General features: G+C 72.1%; 18 protein-coding genes. 11 read left to right on the top strand and 7 right to left on the bottom strand.

Annotated features, from left to right (window positions below; translation table 11 throughout):
• The first annotated feature begins 87 nt into the window (after nucleotides 1-87).
• Nucleotides 88-1,062, top strand: coding sequence for a carbohydrate kinase family protein (locus SRB5_RS27545; RefSeq protein WP_323378571.1), 975 nt, complete (start codon nucleotides 88-90; stop codon nucleotides 1,060-1,062).
• An 82-nt stretch (nucleotides 1,063-1,144) separates the two neighbouring features.
• Here SRB5_RS27545 and erpA read toward each other — a convergent pair whose 3' ends face one another.
• Entirely contained in the window at nucleotides 1,145-1,498 is a 354-nt protein-coding gene (gene erpA / locus SRB5_RS27550; RefSeq protein ID WP_153456138.1) for an iron-sulfur cluster insertion protein ErpA, read from the bottom strand.
• Between the two features lie 273 nt (nucleotides 1,499-1,771).
• Between erpA and nadA the strand changes: the two genes are divergently transcribed.
• Nucleotides 1,772-2,944, top strand: coding sequence for a quinolinate synthase NadA (nadA, locus tag SRB5_RS27555; RefSeq protein WP_323378572.1), 1,173 nt, complete (start codon nucleotides 1,772-1,774; stop codon nucleotides 2,942-2,944).
• Between the two features lie 144 nt (nucleotides 2,945-3,088).
• Nucleotides 3,089-3,943, top strand: coding sequence for a GNAT family N-acetyltransferase (locus SRB5_RS27560; RefSeq protein WP_323378573.1), 855 nt, complete (start codon nucleotides 3,089-3,091; stop codon nucleotides 3,941-3,943).
• 72 nt (nucleotides 3,944-4,015) lie between these two features.
• Here the strand turns inward: SRB5_RS27560 and SRB5_RS27565 are convergent, their stop codons facing one another.
• The 5 genes from SRB5_RS27565 to SRB5_RS27585 form a co-directional block, all read right to left on the bottom strand.
• Complete coding sequence (locus SRB5_RS27565) at nucleotides 4,016-7,159, bottom strand: efflux RND transporter permease subunit (protein ID WP_153456140.1); 3,144 nt, start codon at nucleotides 7,157-7,159, stop codon at nucleotides 4,016-4,018.
• Between the two features lie 164 nt (nucleotides 7,160-7,323).
• Complete coding sequence (locus tag SRB5_RS27570; protein ID WP_323378574.1) at nucleotides 7,324-7,995, bottom strand: response regulator transcription factor; 672 nt, start codon at nucleotides 7,993-7,995, stop codon at nucleotides 7,324-7,326.
• Nucleotides 7,992-9,224, bottom strand: coding sequence for a sensor histidine kinase (locus SRB5_RS27575; RefSeq protein WP_323378575.1), 1,233 nt, complete (start codon nucleotides 9,222-9,224; stop codon nucleotides 7,992-7,994). The genes SRB5_RS27570 and SRB5_RS27575 overlap by 4 nt, the downstream gene beginning before the upstream one ends.
• 96 nt (nucleotides 9,225-9,320) lie before the next feature.
• Nucleotides 9,321-9,605, bottom strand: coding sequence for a PspA-associated protein PspAA (gene pspAA / locus SRB5_RS27580; protein WP_153456142.1), 285 nt, complete (start codon nucleotides 9,603-9,605; stop codon nucleotides 9,321-9,323).
• Between the two features lie 46 nt (nucleotides 9,606-9,651).
• Nucleotides 9,652-10,446 carry a PspA/IM30 family protein gene (locus SRB5_RS27585; protein ID WP_153456143.1) on the bottom strand — a complete coding sequence of 265 codons (795 nt, stop codon included), beginning with the start codon at nucleotides 10,444-10,446 and terminating at the stop codon, nucleotides 9,652-9,654.
• Between the two features lie 282 nt (nucleotides 10,447-10,728).
• On the opposite strand from SRB5_RS27585, the gene SRB5_RS27590 reads away from it, so the two are divergent.
• Nucleotides 10,729-11,334 carry a DUF3043 domain-containing protein gene (locus tag SRB5_RS27590; RefSeq protein WP_323378576.1) on the top strand — a complete coding sequence of 202 codons (606 nt, stop codon included), beginning with the start codon at nucleotides 10,729-10,731 and terminating at the stop codon, nucleotides 11,332-11,334.
• A gap of 190 nt (nucleotides 11,335-11,524) precedes the next feature.
• On the top strand, nucleotides 11,525-12,046 hold the full coding sequence (locus SRB5_RS27595) for a DinB family protein (RefSeq protein WP_153456145.1): 522 nt from the start codon (nucleotides 11,525-11,527) through the stop codon (nucleotides 12,044-12,046).
• A 7-nt stretch (nucleotides 12,047-12,053) separates the two neighbouring features.
• Here SRB5_RS27595 and SRB5_RS27600 read toward each other — a convergent pair whose 3' ends face one another.
• Entirely contained in the window at nucleotides 12,054-12,272 is a 219-nt protein-coding gene (locus tag SRB5_RS27600; protein ID WP_153456146.1) for a hypothetical protein, read from the bottom strand.
• A gap of 103 nt (nucleotides 12,273-12,375) precedes the next feature.
• Between SRB5_RS27600 and SRB5_RS27605 the strand changes: the two genes are divergently transcribed.
• From SRB5_RS27605 to sucB, 6 genes are all read left to right on the top strand, one after another.
• Nucleotides 12,376-13,566, top strand: coding sequence for a bifunctional adenosylcobinamide kinase/adenosylcobinamide-phosphate guanylyltransferase (locus SRB5_RS27605; RefSeq protein ID WP_323378577.1), 1,191 nt, complete (start codon nucleotides 12,376-12,378; stop codon nucleotides 13,564-13,566).
• A gap of 33 nt (nucleotides 13,567-13,599) precedes the next feature.
• Nucleotides 13,600-14,679 (top strand): nicotinate-nucleotide--dimethylbenzimidazole phosphoribosyltransferase, encoded by a 1,080-nt coding sequence (locus tag SRB5_RS27610; RefSeq protein ID WP_153456147.1) that lies wholly within the window; start codon nucleotides 13,600-13,602, stop codon nucleotides 14,677-14,679.
• Entirely contained in the window at nucleotides 14,676-15,452 is a 777-nt protein-coding gene (locus SRB5_RS27615; RefSeq protein WP_323378578.1) for an adenosylcobinamide-GDP ribazoletransferase, read from the top strand. Before SRB5_RS27610 ends, SRB5_RS27615 begins: the two co-directional genes overlap by 4 nt.
• 208 nt (nucleotides 15,453-15,660) lie before the next feature.
• Complete coding sequence (locus SRB5_RS27620) at nucleotides 15,661-17,172, top strand: leucyl aminopeptidase (protein ID WP_323378579.1); 1,512 nt, start codon at nucleotides 15,661-15,663, stop codon at nucleotides 17,170-17,172.
• Nucleotides 17,173-17,465: 293 nt separating this feature from the next.
• Nucleotides 17,466-18,854 (top strand): dihydrolipoyl dehydrogenase, encoded by a 1,389-nt coding sequence (gene lpdA / locus SRB5_RS27625; RefSeq protein ID WP_323378580.1) that lies wholly within the window; start codon nucleotides 17,466-17,468, stop codon nucleotides 18,852-18,854.
• Nucleotides 18,855-18,896: 42 nt separating this feature from the next.
• Entirely contained in the window at nucleotides 18,897-20,663 is a 1,767-nt protein-coding gene (sucB, locus tag SRB5_RS27630) for a 2-oxoglutarate dehydrogenase, E2 component, dihydrolipoamide succinyltransferase (RefSeq protein WP_153456149.1), read from the top strand.
• Nucleotides 20,664-20,718: the final 55 nt, after the last annotated feature.

The raw sequence follows: 20,718 nt of genomic DNA on the forward strand, positions 1-20,718 counted from the left end.
GACGTTACGCACCCTTCCCCGGCCGAGAAAGTCCTACCTGACGGTAGTCTCCACGCCCGGCGTGGCCCGGACGGTAGGCTGCCGGTCGTGCGAATTGCTGTCTGTGGCTCCATCGCGAGCGACCATCTGATGACCTTCCCCGGGCGTTTCTCCGAGCAGCTGGTCGCCGACCAGCTGCACACGGTGTCGCTCTCCTTCCTCGTCGACAAGCTGGACATCCGGCGCGGCGGGGTCGGACCGAACATCGCCTTCGGCATGGGGCAGCTCGGTGCCGAGCCCGTGCTGGTCGGGGCCGCGGGGTTCGACTTCGAGGAATACCGGGCCTGGCTGGAGCGGCACGGGGTGGACACGGCGTCGGTGCGTATCTCCGAGATGCTGCACACCGCGCGGTTCGTCGTCACCACCGACGCCGATCACAACCAGATAGGTTCCTTCTACACCGGCGCCATGGCCGAGGCCCGCCACATCGAGCTGCAGACGGTCGCCGACCGGGTCGGCCGGCTCGACCTGGTGGTCATCGGCGCGGACGACCCCGAGGCGATGCTGCGGCACACCGAGGAGTGCAAGACCCGGAACATCCCGTTCGCCGCGGACTTCTCCCAGCAGATCGCCTTCATGGACGGCGAGCGCATCCGGGTGCTGCTGGACGGGGCGACGTACCTCTTCTCGAACGAGTACGAGAAGGGTCTGATCGAGTCCAAGTCCGGCTGGACCCACGAGCAGATCCTGGAGAAGGTCGGCACGCGGATCACGACGCTCGGCAAGAACGGCGTGCGCATCGAGTCCGTCGGGAAGCCGTCGATCGAGGTGGGCTGCCCGGAGGAGACCGAGGTCGTGGACCCGACGGGCGCCGGCGACGGCTTCCGCGCCGGGTTCCTGGCCGGGCTGCGCTGGGGCGTCGGCCTGGAGCGGGCGGCGCAGGTCGGGTGCATGGTGGCCACGCTCGTCATCGAGACGGTCGGCACCCAGGAGTACGCGCTGCAGCGGGCGCACTTCATGGAGCGTTTCACCAAGGCGTACGGCTCGGACGCCGCGGCCGACGTCAAGGCCCATCTGGCCTGACGTACCGCGTACGACAACCGCCGAGGGCGGCCCCGGGAGTCCCGGGGCCGCCCTCGGCGGTTGCTGCGACAGGCAGTCGGTGTCAGCTGAAGGAGTCACCGCAGGCACAGGAGCCCGTCGCGTTGGGGTTGTCGATGGTGAAGCCCTGCTTCTCGATGGTGTCGACGAAGTCGATCGAGGCGCCCATCAGGTACGGCGCGCTCATCCGGTCCGTGACGACCTTCACGCCGCCGAAGTCCTTGACGACGTCGCCGTCCAGCGAACGCTCGTCGAAGAAGAGCTGGTAGCGCAGCCCGGAGCAGCCGCCCGGCTGCACCGCGACACGCAGCGCCAGGTCGTCACGGCCCTCCTGCTCGAGCAGGCCCTTGACCTTCGCCGCCGCGGCGTCGGACAGGATGATGCCGTCGGTGATCTTGGTGTCGTCCTGAACGGTCATTCGCATGTCTCCCGGGTTGCATGGACTGCTGCCGATCGGGTCCAACCGGCCCGGACTCGGATTCATTCCCATGCTCGCACATCGCGGGCGGACCGGTCAGCCACCTGCCGTTCACTCCGATACCGGCGAACGGGGAATGCGTCACATTGACGCGAGCGGTGTCGTCAATGTGACGCGAAAAGGTTAAGATAGATAACGTCATAGTGACGAAAATGCATGTTCCCCGAACAGCTGTTCGCTAGCTGAGCCTCTTCACCAGAAAGGGTTGGTGCCGTGACCACCGCCCAGGACCTTGATGTAACGCCGACACCGCTCGCGCTGCTGCTGCTCGGCCGGGAGGCCGACCCGCGGAGCGAGCGCGGCGTCGACTGTCCCGGCGAGCTCCCCGCGCCGTCCGACCCGGACCTGGTGGAGCGCGCCCGCGCGGCCAAGGAGAAGCTCGGCGAGAAGGTGTTCGTCCTCGGCCACCACTACCAGCGCGACGAGGTCATCCGGTTCGCCGATGTGACGGGCGACTCCTTCAGGCTCGCGCAGCAGGCCGCGGCCCGCCCGGAGGCGGAGTACATCGTCTTCTGCGGTGTGCACTTCATGGCGGAGTCCGCCGACATCCTGACCGGCGACTCGCAGCAGGTCGTCCTGCCGGATCTGGCCGCCGGCTGCTCGATGGCCGACATGGCCACCGCCGAGCAGGTCGCCGAGTGCTGGGACGTGCTCACGGAGGCCGGTGTCGCCGGCGTCACCGTCCCCGTCTCGTACATGAACTCCTCCGCCGACATCAAGGCCTTCACCGGCCGGCACGGCGGCACGATATGCACCTCGTCCAACGCCGAGCGGGCGCTGGACTGGGCGTTCGAGCAGGGGGAGAAGGTCCTCTTCCTGCCGGACCAGCATCTCGGCCGCAACACGGCGGTGCGTGAGATGGGCATGTCCCTGGAGGACTGCGTCGTCTACAACCCGCACAAGCCGAACGGCGGGCTCACCGCGGAGCAGCTGCGGGGCGCGAAGATGATCCTGTGGCGGGGGCACTGCTCGGTGCACGGGCGGTTCTCGCTGGAGTCGGTACGGGAGGTCCGTGAGCGGATCCCCGGCGTGAACGTCCTGGTGCACCCCGAGTGCCGGCACGAGGTCGTCACCGCCGCCGACCGCGTCGGGTCGACGGAGTACATCATCAAGGCCCTCGACGCCGCCCCGGCCGGGTCCAAGTGGGCCATCGGCACCGAGCTGAACCTGGTCCGGCGGCTCGCCAAGGCGCACCCGGACAAGGAGATCGTCTTCCTCGACCGGACGGTCTGCTTCTGCTCGACCATGAACCGCATCGACCTCCCGCATCTGGTCTGGGCCCTGGAGTCCCTCGCGGACGGCAAGGTCGTCAACCGGATCGAGGTCGACGAGGAGACCGCCGCCTACGCGCAGCAGGCCCTGGAGCGGATGCTGGCGCTGCCGTAACGGACCGCCAACTCGCTTGGCTCACGCCCCCTTTCCCGGTGTTGGATAGGGGGCGTACCGCTTTTCCGGGGGATGGCCCCCGGACCCCCGGCCGGACAAGCAGGGCGGCCGGGGCATCGGGTGAGACAGCGCGAGGCAAACCGAGTGATCCTTCGCCAGCTCCGTGACAGCCGGGACGACGCCGAGGCCGTCAACGCCATGAAGGCGGCCGCCTTCGGGTCGTCGGTCGACGACTGGCCCGAGACCCGGGTGATCCGGCATCTGAGCCGCGCCCGGCACTTCGCCCGTACGGACCCCGGGGGCTGCTGGCTGGCGCTGGACCGTCGGGGGCGGACCGTGGGGGCCGCCGTGTCGTCGGCGCGGGAGGGGACCTGGGGGCTGTCGTTCCTGGGCGTGACGCCCGAGGCGCAGGGGAAGGGCGTCGGGAAGGCGCTGCTGGCGCGGACCCTCGCGCACGGCCGGGGGTGTCTGCGGGGGATCATCCTCGCGTCCGCGCATCCGGCGGCCGTGCGCTCGTACCGGGCGGCGGGCTTCACCGTGCATCCGGCGATGGAGCTGTCCGGCACCGTCGACCCGGCGCGGCTGGCGGCGCCGGACGGTCCGGTGATAGCGGGCGGCCCGCAGCACCGGGACATGCTGGACTCGGTGGACCGGGCGCGGCGGGGCGGGGCGCACGGGCCGGACCACGAGGAGCTGATGCGGCACTACCGGCTGATCGTCGCGGACGATCTGGCCGGCAGCGGCTACTGCTATCTGGGCGACGGCTGGATCGAATGCCTCTCGGCGACCTCCGGCCGGATCGCGACCCGGCTGCTCACCGCGGCCCTCCTCAGCTACGGGCCCGACAGCCCGGTGTCGGTGGGCGGCCTGACCGCCGAGCAGGAGTGGGCCGTCGACGTGGGCCTGGCGGCCGGTCTGACGCTCGGGACGTCCGGCTTCGTCTGTCTGCGCGGGATGCGGCCGCCGCGGCCGTGGATACCGTCGGGGGGCTTTCTGTGACGGGAACGCGAGAACCCGCCGGCGGGGCCACAGGGGCTCCGCCGGCGGGTTCCGGCTGAGGCGTGGGACGCGTCAGAGCTGGGACAGCTCCATCGCCGCGTCCTTCAGCTCCGCCGCGGCGCTCTTCTCCCGCTTGGCCGCCTTCTTGTCGCGGCGGCGCTCCTTGCCGAGCTCCACCATGGCGTACAGCGTCGGCACCAGCAGCAGCGTGAGCAGCGTGGACGACACCAGACCGCCGATCACCACGACGGCGAGCGGCTGCGAGATGAATCCCCCGTTGCCCGTGATGGACAGGGCCATCGGGGTCAGGGCGAAGATCGTGGCCAGGGCCGTCATCAGGATCGGGCGGAGCCGGTGCCGGCCGCCCTCGACGACCGCCTCGATCACGCCGTAGCCCTGATCGCGGTACTGGTTGATCAGGTCGATCAGCACGATCGCGTTCGTGACCACGATGCCGATCAGCATCAGCATGCCGATCATCGCCGGCACACCCAGCGGGGTCCCGGTGATCACCAGCAGACCGATCGCGCCGGTGGAGGCGAACGGGATCGACACCAGCAGGATCAGCGGCTGGATGATCGAGCGGAACGTCCCGACCAGCAGCAGGAAGACGATCGCGATCGCGGCGAGCATCGCCAGGCCCAGGTTGGTGAACGCCTCGTCCTGGTCGTCGCCCAGGCCCCCGGTGGACACCGTGACGCCGTCGGGGAGGTCCTTCTTCAGCTCGTCGAGCTTTTTGGTGAGGTTCTGGGACACCGCTCCGGTGTTGTCGCCGACCGGCTTGGCCGTGATCGTCGCCGACAGCGCGCCGTCGATCCGCGTCTTCTGCACCGGGCCCGGGACGGTCCGGACGGTGGCGATGTCGCCTACCTTCACCGGACCGGCCTTGGTGATCAGGGTCAGCGCCTTGAGCTCCGCCTCCGTCTTCGCGCCCTTCTCCGACTTCACCAGCACATCGAGCTTGGTGTTGCCGATGGTGGCCTCGCCGGCCTTGGCACCGCGCACCGCCTGGGTCACGGCCTGGCCGAGGGTCGTCTCGTTGAGGCCGTACTCCGCGGCGGCGGGCTTGGCGTTGACCGTGACGCGCGGGATGCTCTGCGCCAGGTCGGAGGTGACATCGGTGACGTCGTCGAGCTTCGCGACCTCCTTGCGGACCGTCTCGGACGCCGTACGCAGCTTCTTCTCGTCGGCGCCCTTCACCACGACCTTGAGGTCCTGGTTGCCGAAGCTGCCGCCCTCGGCGACGGTGGCCTCACCGATGCCGGGGCCGAGCTTCTTCAGCCCGTCGCGCAGGTCGCCGACGACGGCCGTGGAGTCCGCGTCCTCCTTCAGCTTCATCTGGAACGAGGCCTGGTTGGCGCCCGTACCGCCGCCGAGGGCCGCCATCCAGCCGGACGAGCCGACGGTGACCTGGTAGTCCTCGATGCCGTCGGTCTTGCCGATCATCGCCTCGATCTGCTTCGCGGCGGCGTCGGCGGCCTCCAGGCTGGTGCCCGGCTCCAGCTTCTCGCTGATGCTCAGAACCTGCTGCTCGCCCTGGTCGAAGAGGTTGGTCTTCAGCAGCGGCGCCAGACCGAAGGTGCCGACGAGCACGGCCACCGCGATCAGCACGCTGGTGAGCCGGCGCCGGGTCGCGAACCGCAGGACCGGCACGTACCACCGCTGCAGGACGCTGCCCGCCTCCTTGGCCTCGGCGTCGGCGCGGATCTGCTCCACGCTCTGCCCGTCGGTCTTGGGCGAGCCCATGAACCAGTACGACAGCACCGGTACGACCGTCAGCGACACCAGCAGCGACGCGAGCAGGGCCACGGTCACGGTGATCGAGAACGGGCCGAAGAACGCGCCGACCAGACCGCCGACCACACCGATCGGCAGGAACACGGCAACGGTGGTGAGCGTCGAGGCGGTGATGGCGCCGGCGACCTCACGGACGGCGGTGACGATCGCCTGCGTGCGTTCCGTGCCGTACGCGAGATGGCGCTTGATGTTCTCCAGCACCACGATCGAGTCGTCGACGACGCGGCCGATGGCGATGGTCAGGGCGCCCAGGGTGAGCATGTTCAGCGACATGTCCTGGGTCCACAGCACGATCAGCGTGATCAGCACGGACAGCGGGATGGACACCGCCGTCACCAGCGTCGAGCGCAGGCTGACCAGGAACACCAGGATGATGACGACGGCGAACGCCAGACCCAGCAGGCCCTCGGTGGACAGCGCGGAGATGGCCTCGGAGACCTGCGGGCCCTGGTCGGAGACCACGGTCAGCTCGGCCTTCGCTCCGAGGTCCTTCTCCAGGTCCGGCAGCTTGTCCTTGATCGCGTCGGAGATGGCGACGGCGCTGCCGTCCTGGCCCATCGTGACGACGACGCCCAGGCTCGGCGTGCCGTTGGTCCGGGTCACGGAGACGATGTCCGTCGGCTGCTCGGCGACCTCGGCGACGTCACCGAGACGCACGATCTTGCCCTGGTCGCCCTGGGGGGCGACCCGCAGTTCCTTGATCTGGTCCAGGGAGGTGTAGCCGCCGCCGGTCTGGACGGTCTTGCTGACCCCGCCGTCGGTGAACGCGCCGGCCGGCAGCGTGACGCCGCCCGCCTGGAGCGCCTGGCTGACGGCGGCGCCGTTCAGACCCGCCTGCGCGAGCTTCGCGTCGTCGACCGTGACCGTGACGGCGCGCTGCTGCACACCGTCTACGGCGACCTGGCCGACGCCGTCGATGTCGCGCAGGGCGGGCACCACGTAGGTGTCGAGCTTGTCGGCGAGGGTCTTGTTGTCGTCGCCCTCGGACGACGCGGCCAGCACCACCGCCGGGATGTCGTCGGTGGACCCGGCGACGACCTGCGGGTCGACGTCGTCCGGCAGCAGCGGACGGACCCGGTTGACGGCCTGCTGGATGTCGGCGGTCAGCCGCTCCGTGTTGTTGCCGTAGTCGAACTGGGCCATCAGCACCGCGGAGCCCTCGGAGGCCGTGGCGGTCACGCCGGTGATGCCGTCGACGCGCTGCAGGCCGTCCTCCAGCGGCTCGACGACCTGCTTCTCCACCGCGTCCGGGGCGGCGCCCGGGTAGGGGGCGATCACCGAGACGATCGGGAGGTCGATCGGAGGCAGCAGGGTCTTCTTCAGCTGGGGTATCGCTATCGCGCCGAAGAAGACGGCCACGACGGCCATCAGGGCGATGAGCGCACGCTGCTTGAGGCTGATTCTGGACAGCCAGGACATGGTCTGAGAGTTCTCTTCCTAGCGGGGACAGCTGAGCCGCCGCGGACGGATGGTCGGAACGCGGCACCTACACCCTCGCGTACGAAGACGCTCTTGACGTCACCCCCGGGGTGTGATGTGTACGACCGGGCGTACCGCAGGCGCAGTACGCCGCCCCTGGGGGATCACCGCCCGGGGCGGACCAGACCCGTCTCGTACGCGACGACGACCAGCTGCGCCCGGTCGCGTGCCCCGAGCTTGGCCATCGCCCGGTTGACGTGCGTCTTCACCGTCAGCGGGGACACCTTCAGCTCCTCCGCGATCTCGTCGTTCGACAGTCCGGCGCCCACCGACGCCAGCACCTCGCGCTCACGGCCGGTGAGACCGTCCAGCCGGGAGGCGTCGCCGACGGCGGGCGCGGTGGTGTCGCCCTGGGAGAGGAACCGGGCGATCAGACCCTTGGTCGCGGCCGGGGACAGCAGCGCCTCGCCCTTCGCGGCGACCCGGATCGCCTGGAGCAGCTCACCCGGTTCGGCGCCCTTGCCGAGGAAGCCGGAGGCGCCGGCGCGCAGGGCCTCCACCACGTACTCGTCGACCTCGAACGTCGTCAGGATGACCACCCGTACCCCGGCCAGACCGGGGTCCTGGGTGATGGCGCGGGTCGCGGTCATCCCGTCCGTGCCCGGCATCCGGATGTCCATCAGCACGACGTCCGCCCGCTGCTCGCGGACCAGGGCGACGGCCTCGGCGCCGTCGGACGCCTCGCCGACGACCGTCAGGTCCGGCTCGGAGTCCACCAGGATGCGGAACGCGCTGCGCAGCAGTGCGTGATCGTCCGCCAGCACCACCCGGATCACCGCTCGGCCCTCCCCGACCCCGCCCCCGACCCCGTCTGCAACGGCAGCCTCACCAGCACCTCGTACCCCGCCGTCCCGTCCGTACGCGCCCCCGCCCGGCAGCTGCCGCCCAGCGCGGACGTCCGCTCCCGCATCCCGATCAGCCCGTGCCCGCCGTCCCCGTCCGCGTCGCCGTCCCCGGGGCCGCGGCCGTCGTCGCGTACGGACACCTCCAGGGCGCCGTCGCGCTGCAGCACCCGGGCCTCGACGCGGGCGTCGGGGCCGGCGTGCTTGTGCACGTTCGTCAGCGCCTCCTGGAGCACCCGGTACGCCGTGAGGTCGACGGCGGTGGGCAGCGCCCCGTCCACCGCCACCTCGACCGCGACGGGCACCCCGGCCCGTACGAACCCGTCGACCAGCTGGTCCAGCACCCCCAGCCCCGGCGCGGGCTCCTTGGGCGCCGCGGGGTCGTCGGACTGGCGCAGCAGGCCCACCGTCGTGCGCAGCTCGTCCAGCGCGGAGCGGCTGGCCTCCCGGACGTGCGCCAGGGCCTCCTTCGCCTGGTCGGGGCGGGCGTCCATGACGTGCGAGGCCACGCCCGCCTGCACGTTGACCAGGGCGATGTGGTGGGCGACGACGTCGTGCAGCTCGCGGGCGATGCGCATCCGCTCCTCGGTGACCCGGCGCCGGGCCTCCTGCTCGCGCGTCGCCTCCGCCCGCTCCGCGCGCTCCTGGATGGCCTCGACGAACGCCCGGCGGCTGCGCACGGCGTCCCCGATCCCGGCGGCCATGCCGGTCCAGGCGAACACCCCGAGGTTCTCGTCGGCGTACCAGGGGCGGTCGCCGAAGAACATCAGCGCGCCCGTGAGGACGCCGGTGGTGATCAGCGCGATGCGCCAGGTGGTGTGCCGGTCGGTGCGGGAGGCCACGGTGTACAGGGCCACGGCGACGCTCACCGCGATGGGCGAGCGCGGATCCCCGGCCATCATGATCACGTGGCCGATGGTGAGGCTCCCGGACAGCGCCAGCACCGTACGGGGCGCGCGGCGCCGCCAGATCAGCGCGGCGCTGGCGGCCACCGCGACCAGCACCTCGAGCGGCCCGAGGTCCGCGGGCGGCGGGGAGCTGGGGCTGCGCGAGGGGTGGACGGCGGCCAGGATGATCGTCCCCAGCGTCAGCGCGGCGATCAGGGTGTCCAGGGCGTAGGGGTGCGCCCGGAGCCGGCGTCTGACGGCGGGGAGGGTGTTCACACTACGCAACGGTACGGGTCCGGTGTCGGTAAGAGGTAAAGCACGAGAACACGCCCCCGGCGAGCCGGGGGCGTGCACGGGAGCACAGGGCGGTCGTCAGCCCGGGATCAGGCCGGCGCCGCCTTCGCCGAGCAGGTCGCGGACCTGCTCCAGGGTCGCGTCCGGTGCGGGCAGGATCAGCCCGGAGGGCTCCAGCGCGTCGTCGGGCAGCGGGGTGCCCAGCTCACGCACCTTCGCCAGCAGCCGGTCGAGCGTCCGGCGGAAGCCGGGGCCGTCGCCGTTCTCGATCTCCGCCAGCAGTTCGTCGTCCAGCTTGTCGAGCTCGGTGAGGTGGCTGTCCGCCAGCCTCACCTGGCCCTCCCCCATGATCCGTACGATCATGACGGCCTCCGTTACCCGTGGTGGTCCGGTTACTGCCCGTATAGAATCACTGCTTGTCGAAACGCGGGGTGTCCTGGGACTGCCCCTGCTGCTGCCCGCCGCCGTTGCCGCCCTCGATGGCCTGCTGCGACGAGCTGGGCCCGGCCAGCTCCGCCTTCATACGCTGCAGCTCCAGCTCGACGTCCGCACCTCCGGAGAGCCGGTCGAGTTCCGCCGTGAGGTCGTCCTTGGCCATCCCCGTCGGGTCGTCGAGCGCGCCGGAGGCCAGCAGCTCGTCGATCGCGCCGGCCCGCGCCTGCAGCTGGGCCGTCTTGTCCTCGGCCCGCTGGATCGCCATGCCCACGTCGCCCATCTCCTCGGAGATGCCCGTGAACGACTCGGCGATCCGGGTCTGCGCCTGGGCGGCGGTGTAGGTGGCCTTGATGGTCTCCTTCTTCGTACGGAAGGCGTCGACCTTGGCCTGCAGCCGCTGCGCGGCCAGCGTCAGCTTCTCCTCCTCGCCCTGCAGCGTCTGATGCTGCACCTCGAGGTCGCTGACCTGCTGCTGCAGCGCCGACTTGCGCGACAGCGCCTCCCGGGCGAGGTCCTCCCGGCCCAGGGCGAGCGCCTTGCGCGCCTGGTCGTCGTGCTTGCTGCCCTGCGACTGCAGCTGGTTCAGCTGCAGCTCCAGGCGCTTCCTCGACGTCGCGACGTCCGCGACGCCCCGGCGCACCTTCTGCAGCAGCTCGAGCTGCTTCTGGTACGAGTAGTCGAGGGTCTCGCGCGGGTCCTCGGCCCGGTCCAGGGCCTTGTTGGCCTTCGCGCGGAAGATCATCCCCATCCGCTTCATGACACCGCTCATGGGCCTCGCGCGCCCCCTTCTACGTTGCTGCCGACGGCCTTGTGCTCCAGCAATCCTCTGTGAACCCACAGTACGGGCCCCGTATCCATTACCGCACTGCCTGAGCCCCAATGCGCTCATCCTGCAGGACGACTCCTGGACCGGATCCCCTCCCGCCCAGGGTGTAGAGAACCGTAGGGGGTCCGGATACGGAGCCCCTCTACCGGCACTACACGCGTGCCGTTGCCGGATCGTTCCCGGCACGACTTAGGTCCACACCTCGCTACCCCTTATCCTGGGCGCGTGTTCGGAAGCCGCTCGAAGAACGAGAAGGCCGCCCCGCCGCAGGATGCGGCCCGGGCGGACCTGACAAAAGAGACCCGTGACCCGCAGGCGCCCAAGGGACGCCCGACGCCCAAGCGCAGCCAGGCGCAGACGCAGCGGCGTACGCTCGCGGCGCCCACCAACCGCAAGGAGGCCGCCAAGCGCGTACGCGAGGAGCGGCGCCTGGCGATGGCCAAGCAGCGTGAGGCCCTGGCGGGCGGTGACGAGCGGTTCCTGCCGGTGCGGGACAAGGGCCCGGTGCGCAAGTTCGTCCGTGACTACGTGGACTCGCGGTGGCACGCGGCGGAGTTCTTCCTGCCGGTGGCCGTGATCATCCTGGTGCTGGGCATGCTCGGCCAGCGCTCCTCCGCGATGCTGACGCTGACCAGCGTGCTGTGGGGTGTGCTGATCATCGCGATGGGCGGTCAGTCGCTGCTGACGGCGCGGCTGCTGAAGAAGGCCCTGCGGGAGAAGTTCCCGAAGGAGAACCTGCGCGGCACGACGTTCTACGGACTGATGCGCACGATGCAGCTGCGCCGGATGCGGCTGCCGAAGCCGCAGGTCAAGCGGGGCGAGAAGCCGTAGCTCCGGCAGGCCTTCGCGGACACACCGGCCCGCCGCCCCGATCCCGGGGTGGCGGGCCGGTCCCGTTCCGGCCGGGGGGTCTCGGCGGACTCGTCGGCCCGCGCCCGGGTGTTTAGGACAGAACCTGTCCTCGATCGCTTCTACGGTGGGTCCTGGACGAACACCACGGGACCATCCGGAGGCGGACACCATGACCGACACCCTCACCGGCGAGCGCGCCGACCTGCTCAAGGCGCTGGCCCAGAAGCGGTACTTCCTGCGCTACACCACCCGCGACCTCACCGACGAGCAGGCGGCGCGGCGCACCACCGTCAGCGAACTGTGCCTGGGCGGCCTGATCAAGCACGTCGCGGCGACGGAGCGGGTGTGGATGGACTTCATGCTCGAGGGCCCGTCGGCCATGCCGGACTTCTCCGCGATGACCGAGGCCGACTTCGCCGCCCGGGCCGAGGAGTTCCGGCTGCTTCCCGGCGAGACCCTGGCGGGCGTGCTGGCCGAGTACGAGAAGGTGGCCGCCCGGACGGACGAGCTGATCGCGACCGTCCCGGACCTGGACGCGACCCAGCCCCTGCCGAAGGCCCCGTGGTTCGAGCCCGGCGAGGTCTGCTCGGCCCGTCAGGTCATCCTGCGGATCATCGGCGAGACGGCCCAGCACTCGGGCCACGCGGACATCGTCCGCGAGGCCCTGGACGGCGCCAAGTCGATGGGCTGAGGCGGCGTCAGCTGTCGCTCTGCGCCGCGTGGAGGCTCATCGGGCCGTAGATCACGTTGTCGTCCTCCAGCAGATGGACCTGGTCGACGCCGCCCGCCAGGAGGTCCTTCCAGACCTCGCCGATCCAGGACTCCGCGTCGCCCTGCGTGGTCCACTCCTCCGGCTCCACCGACGGGGTCGTCTCGCTGCCGTCGGCCTTCTCGAAGCGCCAGGTCCACGCCGCCATATCCCAACCTCCGTCGGTGCTGCCGAAACTGTCCCCCCGCAGCGTATCCGGCCCGGGGACGCCCCGTGCGGCGCCGGCGGGAGGCGCACGCGAGGATGGGGGCGTGGACATCACCCTGCTCGGCACCGGCGCCCCCGGCGGGCTCCCCGAGGCCGACTGCCCCTGCGCCCGCTGTTCCGTCGCCCTCGGGGCGGGGGCGCGTGCCGCCACGTCGGTGCTCGTCGACGGCGTGCTGCTGCTCGACCTCACCCCCGGCGCCGCCCTGGCCGCGGCGCGTGCGGGGCGCACGCTCGGCGGAGTGCTCCAGGTGCTGCTGTCCCACCCCGCCGGAGGTCCCCCCGTCCACGTACCGCCCGGGCTGCCCGCGCCGGCCCGGGCTCCCGAGGGCGAGGAGCTGACGCTGCTGAGCGGGCACCGGGTGCGGGCGGTGGCCGCCGACTCCCCGGGCACGGGGTACGCGGTGACCGGGCCGGACGGGGCGCGGCTGCTGTACCTGCCGCCGGGCGCCGCGGTGGCGGGGGCCGCGACGGGGCGGGCGTACGACACCGTGCTGCTGGACGTGCTGGGCCGCCCCGACGCCCTGGCGGGGCTGCGCGCCGCGAACTGGGCGGGACCGGAGACGGAGGTCCTGGGCGTGCACCTGGGCCACGACGCGCCCCCCGCCGCGGAGGCGCGGCGGAGGCTGGCCGCCGCGGGGGCGCGGGAGGTGCCGGACGGCACGACGCTCACCGTGGGCGCCGCCGAGCCCGTCCCCGTACCGCGGCGGACCCTGGTGCTGGGCGGGGCGCGGTCGGGGAAGTCGGTGGAGGCGGAGCGGCGGCTGGCGGCGTATCCGGAGGTGGAGTACGTGGCCACCGGCGGCACCCGGGCCGGGGACGCCGAGTGGGCGCGGCGGGTGCGCGAGCACCGGGAGCGGCGGCCGGGGTCCTGGCGTACGACGGAGACCTGCGACCTCGTACCGCTGCTGGCCGCCGACGGGCCGCCGTTGCTGATCGACTGCCTGTCGCTGTGGCTGACGGACGCCATGGACCGGGCGGGATCCTGGGCCGGCGGCGACGTCTCCCCGGCCGCCGACGCCCTCGTCGAGGCCTTCCGCACCACCCGCCGCCGGGTCGTCGCCGTGAGCAACGAGGTCGGCTCCGGCGTGGTGCCCGAGACCCCCGCCGGACGGCTGTTCCGCGACGAGCTGGGGCGGCTGAACGCGGCCGTCGCCGGCGAGTGCGAACAGGTGCTGCTGGCCGTCGCCGGACAGGTCGCGGTCCTGCGCGGTCCGGGGGCGCCGGGCGGGTCATGATCCCGTGGCCCGGGTGAGCTAATGTGCGCCTCCATGGAGCCCCTCAACCTCGACGACTTCATCACCCGCATCGACCGCCCCGACACCGGTGCCCGGCGCGACGCCGTGGACTGGCGCGCGGGCCGGTCCCCCCGGGCGGAGACGCTGGGCAAGCTCGACGAGCTCGGCCTCTGGCTGGCCGCCGCGCAGGGCTCGGTGCCGGTGAAGCCGGTCGAGCGGCCCAAGGTGGTGCTGTTCGCCGCCGACCACGGGGTCGCGGCGCTGAACGTGTCGGCCAACGAGCCGGGCACCGCGGTGCGTTTCGCGAGGGCGGCGCTGGCCGGGGAGAGCCCGGTGGCGGTTCTGGCCCGCCGGTTCGGCGCGGGGCTGCGGGTCGTCGACATGGCACTGGACTGCGATCCGGCCGAACTCCCCGAGGACGTCGTGAAGTACCGCGTACGCCGGGGCTCGGGCCGGATCGACGTCGAGGACGCGCTCACCCGTGAGCAGACCGACCAGGCGTTCCGTACGGGCATGGCGATCGCCGACGAGGAGGCCGACGCCGGTACCGATCTGCTGGTGATGGGTGATCTGTCGGTGGGCGGTACGACGGCCGCCGGCGTGATCGTCGCGGCGCTCTGCGGGACGGACGCGTCCGTGGTCACCGGGCGCGGCGGGTCGGGGATCGACGATCTGGCGTGGATGCGCAAGTGCGCGGCGATCCGGGACGCGCTGCGCCGGGCGCGGCCGGTGCTCGGCGATCAGCTCGAGCTGCTGCAGACGGTGGGCGGGGCGGATCTGGCCGCGATGACCGGCTTCCTGCTGCAGGCGGCGATCCGCAAGACCCCGGTGGTCATCGACGGTGTGGTCGGTGCGGCGGCGGCGCTGATCGGGCAGCGGGCGGCGTTCCGCGCGCCGGACTGGTGGGTCGCGGGGCAGGACTCCGGTGAGCCGGCGCAGGCCAAGGCCCTGGACCGGATCGCCCTGGAGCCGCTGCTGGACCACGGGGTCACCTCCGGCGAGGGCCTGGGCGCGGTGCTGGCGCTGCCGCTGATCCAGGCGGCGGCGGAGCTGTGGTCGGCGCTGCCGGAGCTGCCGGCCGTGCGGGACGCGGCCGTCGACGACATCACGTGATCCCCGACGCTCTCCGCTTCGCGTTCGGCACCCTGACGGCGCTCCCGGTGACCGTGCGCCGCTGGGACCGTCCCGCGGCCCGCGACGGCATGCGGGCGGCCCCGGCGGTGGGCGTGGTCCTCGGCCTGTGCGCGGCGGGGGCCGGCGGGCTGCTGTCCGCGGCGGGGGCCGGACCGCTGCTCGCGGCGGTGGCGGCGGTGGCCGTCCCGGCTGCGCTGACGCGGGGCCTGCACCTCGACGGCCTCGCGGACACGGCGGACGGCCTGGGCTCGGGCAAGCCCCCGGAGGCTGCCCTGGCGGTCATGCGTCAGTCGGACATCGGCCCGTTCGGCGTGGTCACCCTGACGCTCACGCTGCTGGCGCAGGTGGCGGCGGTGACGGAGCTGTACGGGACGCGGGGCTGGGCGTTCACGACGCCGGCGCTGACGGCGTCGGCGGTGACGGCCCGCGCGTCCCTGACGCTGGCCTGCCGCCCGTCGGTCCCCCCGTCCCGCCCGGAGGGCCTGGGCGCGGCGGTGGCGGGCACGGTGCCCACGCCGTGGGCGTACGGCATCGCGACGACGTGCGCGGCGGCGGTGGCCGCTGTGACGTGGCCCCTGTCCGGCCCGGGGGACGCCCTCCGCCTCACGGCGGCATGCGCGGCGGGCCTCATCGCCTCAACCCTCCTGCTCCGCCACTGCGTCCGCCGCCTGAGGGGCATCACGGGGGACGTATTCGGCGCGTTGGCGGAGACAGCGGCAACGGCGGCCCTCGTAACGGCAACGCTGGGCTGACGCAATTCAGCCCGTCCGGCGTTTGAGGACATCAGCGCGAAGCGCTGATACGCGACAGCCGACGCAACCGCACCCACCGGTAACGGCACCGTCGCCACGCGCCGACGCAACCGGCCCATACCGACAACCCCCCACCACGCCCCCAGGCGTAGAGTGCCGCGTAAAGACCACCCCCACCCCACCGACGCCGAAAGAGGCCGACCCCCCAGTGACCGCTCTATCCCTCAGCACCACATCCGCCGCAACGGCGCGCGCGGATGCCGTAGTCGTAGGCCTCACGAAGGGCGACGACGGCCCCGTCGTGGCCCCCGGCGCCGAAGCCGTCGACGAGGCGTTCGCAGGAAAGCTGGCCGACGTTCTGCAGACCCTGGGCGCCACCGGCGGCGAGGGCGAGACCACGAAGCTGCCGGCCCCCGACGGCCTGAAGTCCGACGTCGTGCTGGCCGTCGGCCTCGGCGACGTCCCCGAGGAGGGCCACGACGCCGAGACGCTGCGCCGCGCCGCCGGCGCCGCCGCCCGCGCGCTGCACGGCACGAAGAAGGCCGTGTTCGCCCTGCCCATCGAGGACGCCGGCGACGTCGCGGCGATCGCCGAGGGCGTGCTGCTGGGCGCGTACTCCTTCGACGAGTACCGCGAGCAGCCGAAGAACGGCAAGGGCAAGGCCCCCCTCGCCGACGCCGTGATCACCGGCGCCAAGCCGCGCGACAAGGCGCACAAGGAAGCCGCCGCCCGCGCGCAGGTCCTGGCCGACGAGGTCAACCGCGCCCGCGACCTGATCAACATCCCGTCCAACGACCTGACCCCCAAGACCTTCGCCGAGCGGGCCGCCGAGGCCGGCAAGGAGCACGGCTTCAAGGTCGAGATCCTGGACGAGAAGGCCCTCGCGAAGGGCGGCTTCGGCGGCATCCTGGGCGTCGGCCAGGGCTCCGAGAACCCCCCGCGCCTGGTAAAGCTCAGCTACTCGCCGGCCAAGGCGAAGAAGCACGTCGCGCTGGTCGGCAAGGGCATCACGTACGACTCGGGCGGCATCTCCCTCAAGCCCGCCGGGCACAACGAGACGATGAAGTGCGACATGAGCGGCGCCGCCGCCGTCCTGTCGACCGTCGCCACCGCCGCCCGCCTGGGCCTCGGCACCAAGGTGACCGGCTGGCTGGCGCTGGCCGAGAACATGCCGTCCGGCTCCGCCACCCGCCCCGGCGACGTGCTGCGGATGTACAGCGGCAAGACGGTGGAGGTGCTGAACACCGACGCCGAGGGCCGCCTGGTGCTGGCCGACGCGCTGACCCGCGCCTCGGAGGAGACCCCGGACGCGCTGCTGGACGTGGCGACCCTGACCGGCGCGATGGTGCTGGCCCTGGGCAACCGTACGTTCGGCATCATGGCCAACGACGACGACTTCCGTACCGCGGTCCACGAGGCCGCCGCGGACGCCGGCGAGCAGTCGTGGCCGATGCCGATGCCGGCGGAGCTGAAGGAGGGCATGAAGTCCCCCGTCGCCGACATCGCCAACATGGGCGAGCGGATGGGCGGCGGCCTGGTCGCCGGCCTGTTCCTCGAGGAGTTCGTGGGCGAGGGCATCACCTGGGCGCACCTGGACATCGCGGGCCCGGCGTTCAACACCTCCGGCCCCTTCGGCTACACCCCGAAGGGCGGCACGGGCTCGGCGGTACGCACCCTCGTCACGCTGCTCGAGCGGACCGACGCGGGCGAGCTGCTGTAGGGGTCGACCCCTACCCGCTGATCGCTGAGAGCTGAATGAAGGGCCCCGGGGCACGCCCCCGGGGCCCTTTCGCGTCCCCGACCTGGTCCTTTTGTCAGATTACGGCTCCCTACGGGCGCCCCCGCGTCCCGCACGCTCCGAACAAGTGCGAAGATGAGACCTCAGCGGGTCCTTGGCAGGGCAGCCCCGCTTGATCACGCGGCAGTACAGCGTCCCTCCGGGGGCGCTGACGAACCAAAGCCGCCGAGTACCGGCACCCCGGTGGCCCGGCGCACACGCATGGAGGACGTGACGTGGCGAACGACGCCAGCACCGTTTTCGACCTGGTGGTACTCGGCGGCGGTAGCGGCGGTTACGCCGCCGCCCTGCGAGCTGCCCAGCTGGGTCTTGACGTCGCCCTGATCGAGAAGGACAAGCTGGGCGGCACCTGTCTGCACCGTGGCTGCATCCCGACGAAGGCCCTGCTGCACGCCGGTGAGATCGCGGACCAGGCCCGCGAGAGCGAGCAGTTCGGCGTGAAGGCGACCCTCGAGGGCGTCGACATGCCGGGCGTGCACAAGTACAAGGACGAGGTGGTCTCGGGCCTGTACAAGGGCCTGCAGGGCCTGGTGGCCTCGCGCAAGATCACCTATGTGACGGGCGAGGGCCGGCTGTCCTCCCCCACCTCCGTGGACGTGGACGGCGCCCGCTACCAGGGCCGCCACATCCTCCTCGCCTCCGGCTCCGTACCGCGCTCGCTGCCCGGTCTGCGGATCGACGGCGACCGCATCATCACCTCGGACCACGCGCTGGTCCTGGACCGCGTCCCGAAGTCGGCGATCGTGCTGGGCGGCGGCGTGATCGGCGTCGAGTTCGCCTCGGCGTGGAAGTCCTTCGGCGCGGACGTCACGATCATCGAGGGTCTGGGGCACCTCGTCCCGGTCGAGGACGAGAACAGCTCCAAGCTGCTGGAGCGGGCCTTCCGCAAGCGCGGCATCAAGTTCAACCTGGGCACCTTCTTCTCGAAGGCCGAGTACACCGCGGACGGCGTCAAGGTCACCCTCGCGGACGGCAAGGAGTTCGAGGCCGAGGTGCTGCTCGTCGCGATCGGCCGCGGCCCGGTCTCCGAGGGCCTCGGTTACGAGGAGCAGGGCGTCGCGATGGACCGCGGCTGCGTTCTGGTGGACGAGTACATGCGGACGAACGTGCCGACCATCTCGGCCGTCGGCGACCTCGTCCCGACCCTCCAGCTCGCGCACGTCGGCTTCGCCGAGGGCATCCTGGTGGCGGAGCGGCTCGCCGGTCTGAAGACCGTACCGATCGACTACGACGGTGTGCCGCGGGTGACGTACTGCCACCCGGAGGTAGCGTCCGTGGGCATCACCGAGGCGAAGGCCAAGGAGGTCTACGGGGCCGACAAGGTCGTCGCGCTGAAGTACAACCTCGCGGGCAACGGCAAGAGCAAGATCCTCAAGACCGCGGGCGAGATCAAGCTCGTCCAGGTCAAGGACGGCCCCGTCGTCGGCGTACACATGGTCGGAGACCGCATGGGCGAGCAGGTCGGCGAAGCCCAGCTGATCTACAACTGGGAGGCGCTGCCCTCCGAGGTGGCCCAGCTCATCCACGCGCACCCGACGCAGAACGAGGCGATGGGCGAGGCCCACCTGGCTCTCGCCGGCAAGCCGCTGCACTCCCACGACTGATCCAGGGCACGCAAAGTCCGCACAGAAGGAGCAACAGAAACCATGGCGGTTTCCGTAACACTGCCCGCGCTCGGCGAGAGCGTGTCCGAAGGCACCGTCACCCGCTGGCTGAAGGCCGAGGGTGAGCGCGTCGAGGCCGACGAGCCGCTGCTCGAGGTCTCGACCGACAAGGTCGACACCGAGATCCCGGCGCCCGCGTCCGGCATCCTGGCCTCCATCAAGGTGGCCGAGGACGAGACGGTCGAGGTCGGCGCCGAGCTGGCGATCATCGACGACGGTTCGGGCGCCCCGGCCCCGGCCCCGGCCGCTGCCGCCCCGGCGCAGGAGGCCCCCGCGGCTCCCGCCCCGGCCCCCGTCCAGGAGGCTCCGGCCGCCCCCGCCCCCGCCCCCGCTCCGGCCGCCGCCCCCGCGGGTGGCGCCACCGGCACCGACGTGACCCTGCCGGAGCTCGGCGAGTCCGTGTCCGAGGGCACGGTCACCCGCTGGCTGAAGCAGGTCGGCGACAGCGTCGACGTCGACGAGCCGCTGCTGGAGATCTCCACCGACAAGGTCGACACCGAGATCCCCTCGCCGGCCGCCGGCACCCTGCTCGAGATCCTGGTGCAGGAGGACGAGACGGCCGCGGTGGGCGCCAAGCTCGCCGTGATCGGCGCGGCGGGTGCCGCTCCGGCCGCCGCCCCCGCCCCGGCCGCTCCGGCCCCGGCCGCCGCCCCGGCGCCCGCGCCGACCCCCGCCCCGGCTCCGGCGCCCACCCCGGCCGCCCCGGCTCCGGCGCCCGTCGCCCCGACCCCCGCCCCCGCTGCCGTCCCGGCCACCCCGGCTCCCGCTCCGGCCGCCACCCCGGCGCCCGCCGCGGCTCCGCGGGCCACCGGCGGCGAGGCCGACGGCGCGTACGTGACGCCGCTGGTCCGTAAGCTCGCCGCCGAGAACGGCGTCAGCCTGGCGTCCGTCAAGGGCACCGGCGTCGGCGGCCGGATCCGCAAGCAGGACGTGCTCGCCGCCGCGGAGGCCGCCAAGGCGCCCGCGCCCGCCGCCGCCCCGGCCGCGTCGTACGCCCCGAAGGCCCCGGTCATCGAGGCGTCGCCGCTGCGCGGTCAGACGGTCAAGATGCCGCGGATCCGCAAGGTCATCGGCGACAACATGATGAAGGCCCTGCACGGGCAGGCCCAGCTCTCCTCCATGATCGAGGTGGACATCACCAAGATCATGAAGATGCGGGCCCGCGCGAAGGACGCCTTCGCCTCCCGTGAGGGCGTGAAGCTCTCCCCGATGCCGTTCTTCGTCAAGGCGGCGGTCCAGGCCCTGAAGTCCAACCCGGTCGTCAACGCCCGGATCAACGAGGCCGAGGGCACGATCACCTACTTCGACACCGAGAACGTCGGTATCGCGGTGGACTCCGAGAAGGGCCTGATGACCCCGGTCATCAAGGGCGCCGGCGACCTCAACATCGCCGGTATCGCCCGCCGGACCGCGGAGCTGGCGGGCCATGTGCGCGCGGGCAAGATCAGCCCCGACGACCTGGCCGGCGCGACCTTCACGATCAGCAACACCGGCTCGCGCGGCGTGCTGTTCGACACGATCATCGTGCCGCCGAACCAGGTCGGCATCCTGGGCATCGGCTCCACCGTCAAGCGCCCCGTGGTCATCGACCACCCGGAGCTGGGCGAGACGATCGCGGTCCGCCACATGGCGTACCTGACGCTCTCCTACGACCACCGCCTGGTGGACGGCGCCGACGCGGCCCGCTACCTGACGACGGTCAAGCAGATCCTGGAGGCGGGCGAGTTCGAGACCGAGCTCGGCCTCTGACCAGCGCCACGCACGAAGGCCGCGGCCCCGTCCGGAATCACTCCGGACGGGGCCG

The sequence above is a fragment of the Streptomyces smaragdinus genome (genome assembly GCF_009604385.1).
GTDB classification, from domain to species: Bacteria; Actinomycetota; Actinomycetes; order Streptomycetales; family Streptomycetaceae; genus Streptomyces; species Streptomyces smaragdinus.

Bases quoted from the DNA above. Each gene is read 5' to 3' on its own strand.
- SRB5_RS27595 (WP_153456145.1), top strand. From the start codon at position 11,525: ATGACCGACACCCTCACCGGCGAGCGCGCCGACCTGCTCAAGGCGCTG.
- SRB5_RS27600 (WP_153456146.1), bottom strand. From the start codon at position 12,272: ATGGCGGCGTGGACCTGGCGCTTCGAGAAGGCCGACGGCAGCGAGACG.
- sucB (WP_153456149.1), top strand. From the start codon at position 18,897: ATGGCGGTTTCCGTAACACTGCCCGCGCTCGGCGAGAGCGTGTCCGAA.
- SRB5_RS27585 (WP_153456143.1), bottom strand. From the start codon at position 10,446: ATGAGCGGTGTCATGAAGCGGATGGGGATGATCTTCCGCGCGAAGGCC.
- erpA (WP_153456138.1), bottom strand. From the start codon at position 1,498: ATGACCGTTCAGGACGACACCAAGATCACCGACGGCATCATCCTGTCC.
- SRB5_RS27565 (WP_153456140.1), bottom strand. From the start codon at position 7,159: ATGTCCTGGCTGTCCAGAATCAGCCTCAAGCAGCGTGCGCTCATCGCC.
- pspAA (WP_153456142.1), bottom strand. From the start codon at position 9,605: ATGATCGTACGGATCATGGGGGAGGGCCAGGTGAGGCTGGCGGACAGC.
- SRB5_RS27610 (WP_153456147.1), top strand. From the start codon at position 13,600: ATGGAGCCCCTCAACCTCGACGACTTCATCACCCGCATCGACCGCCCC.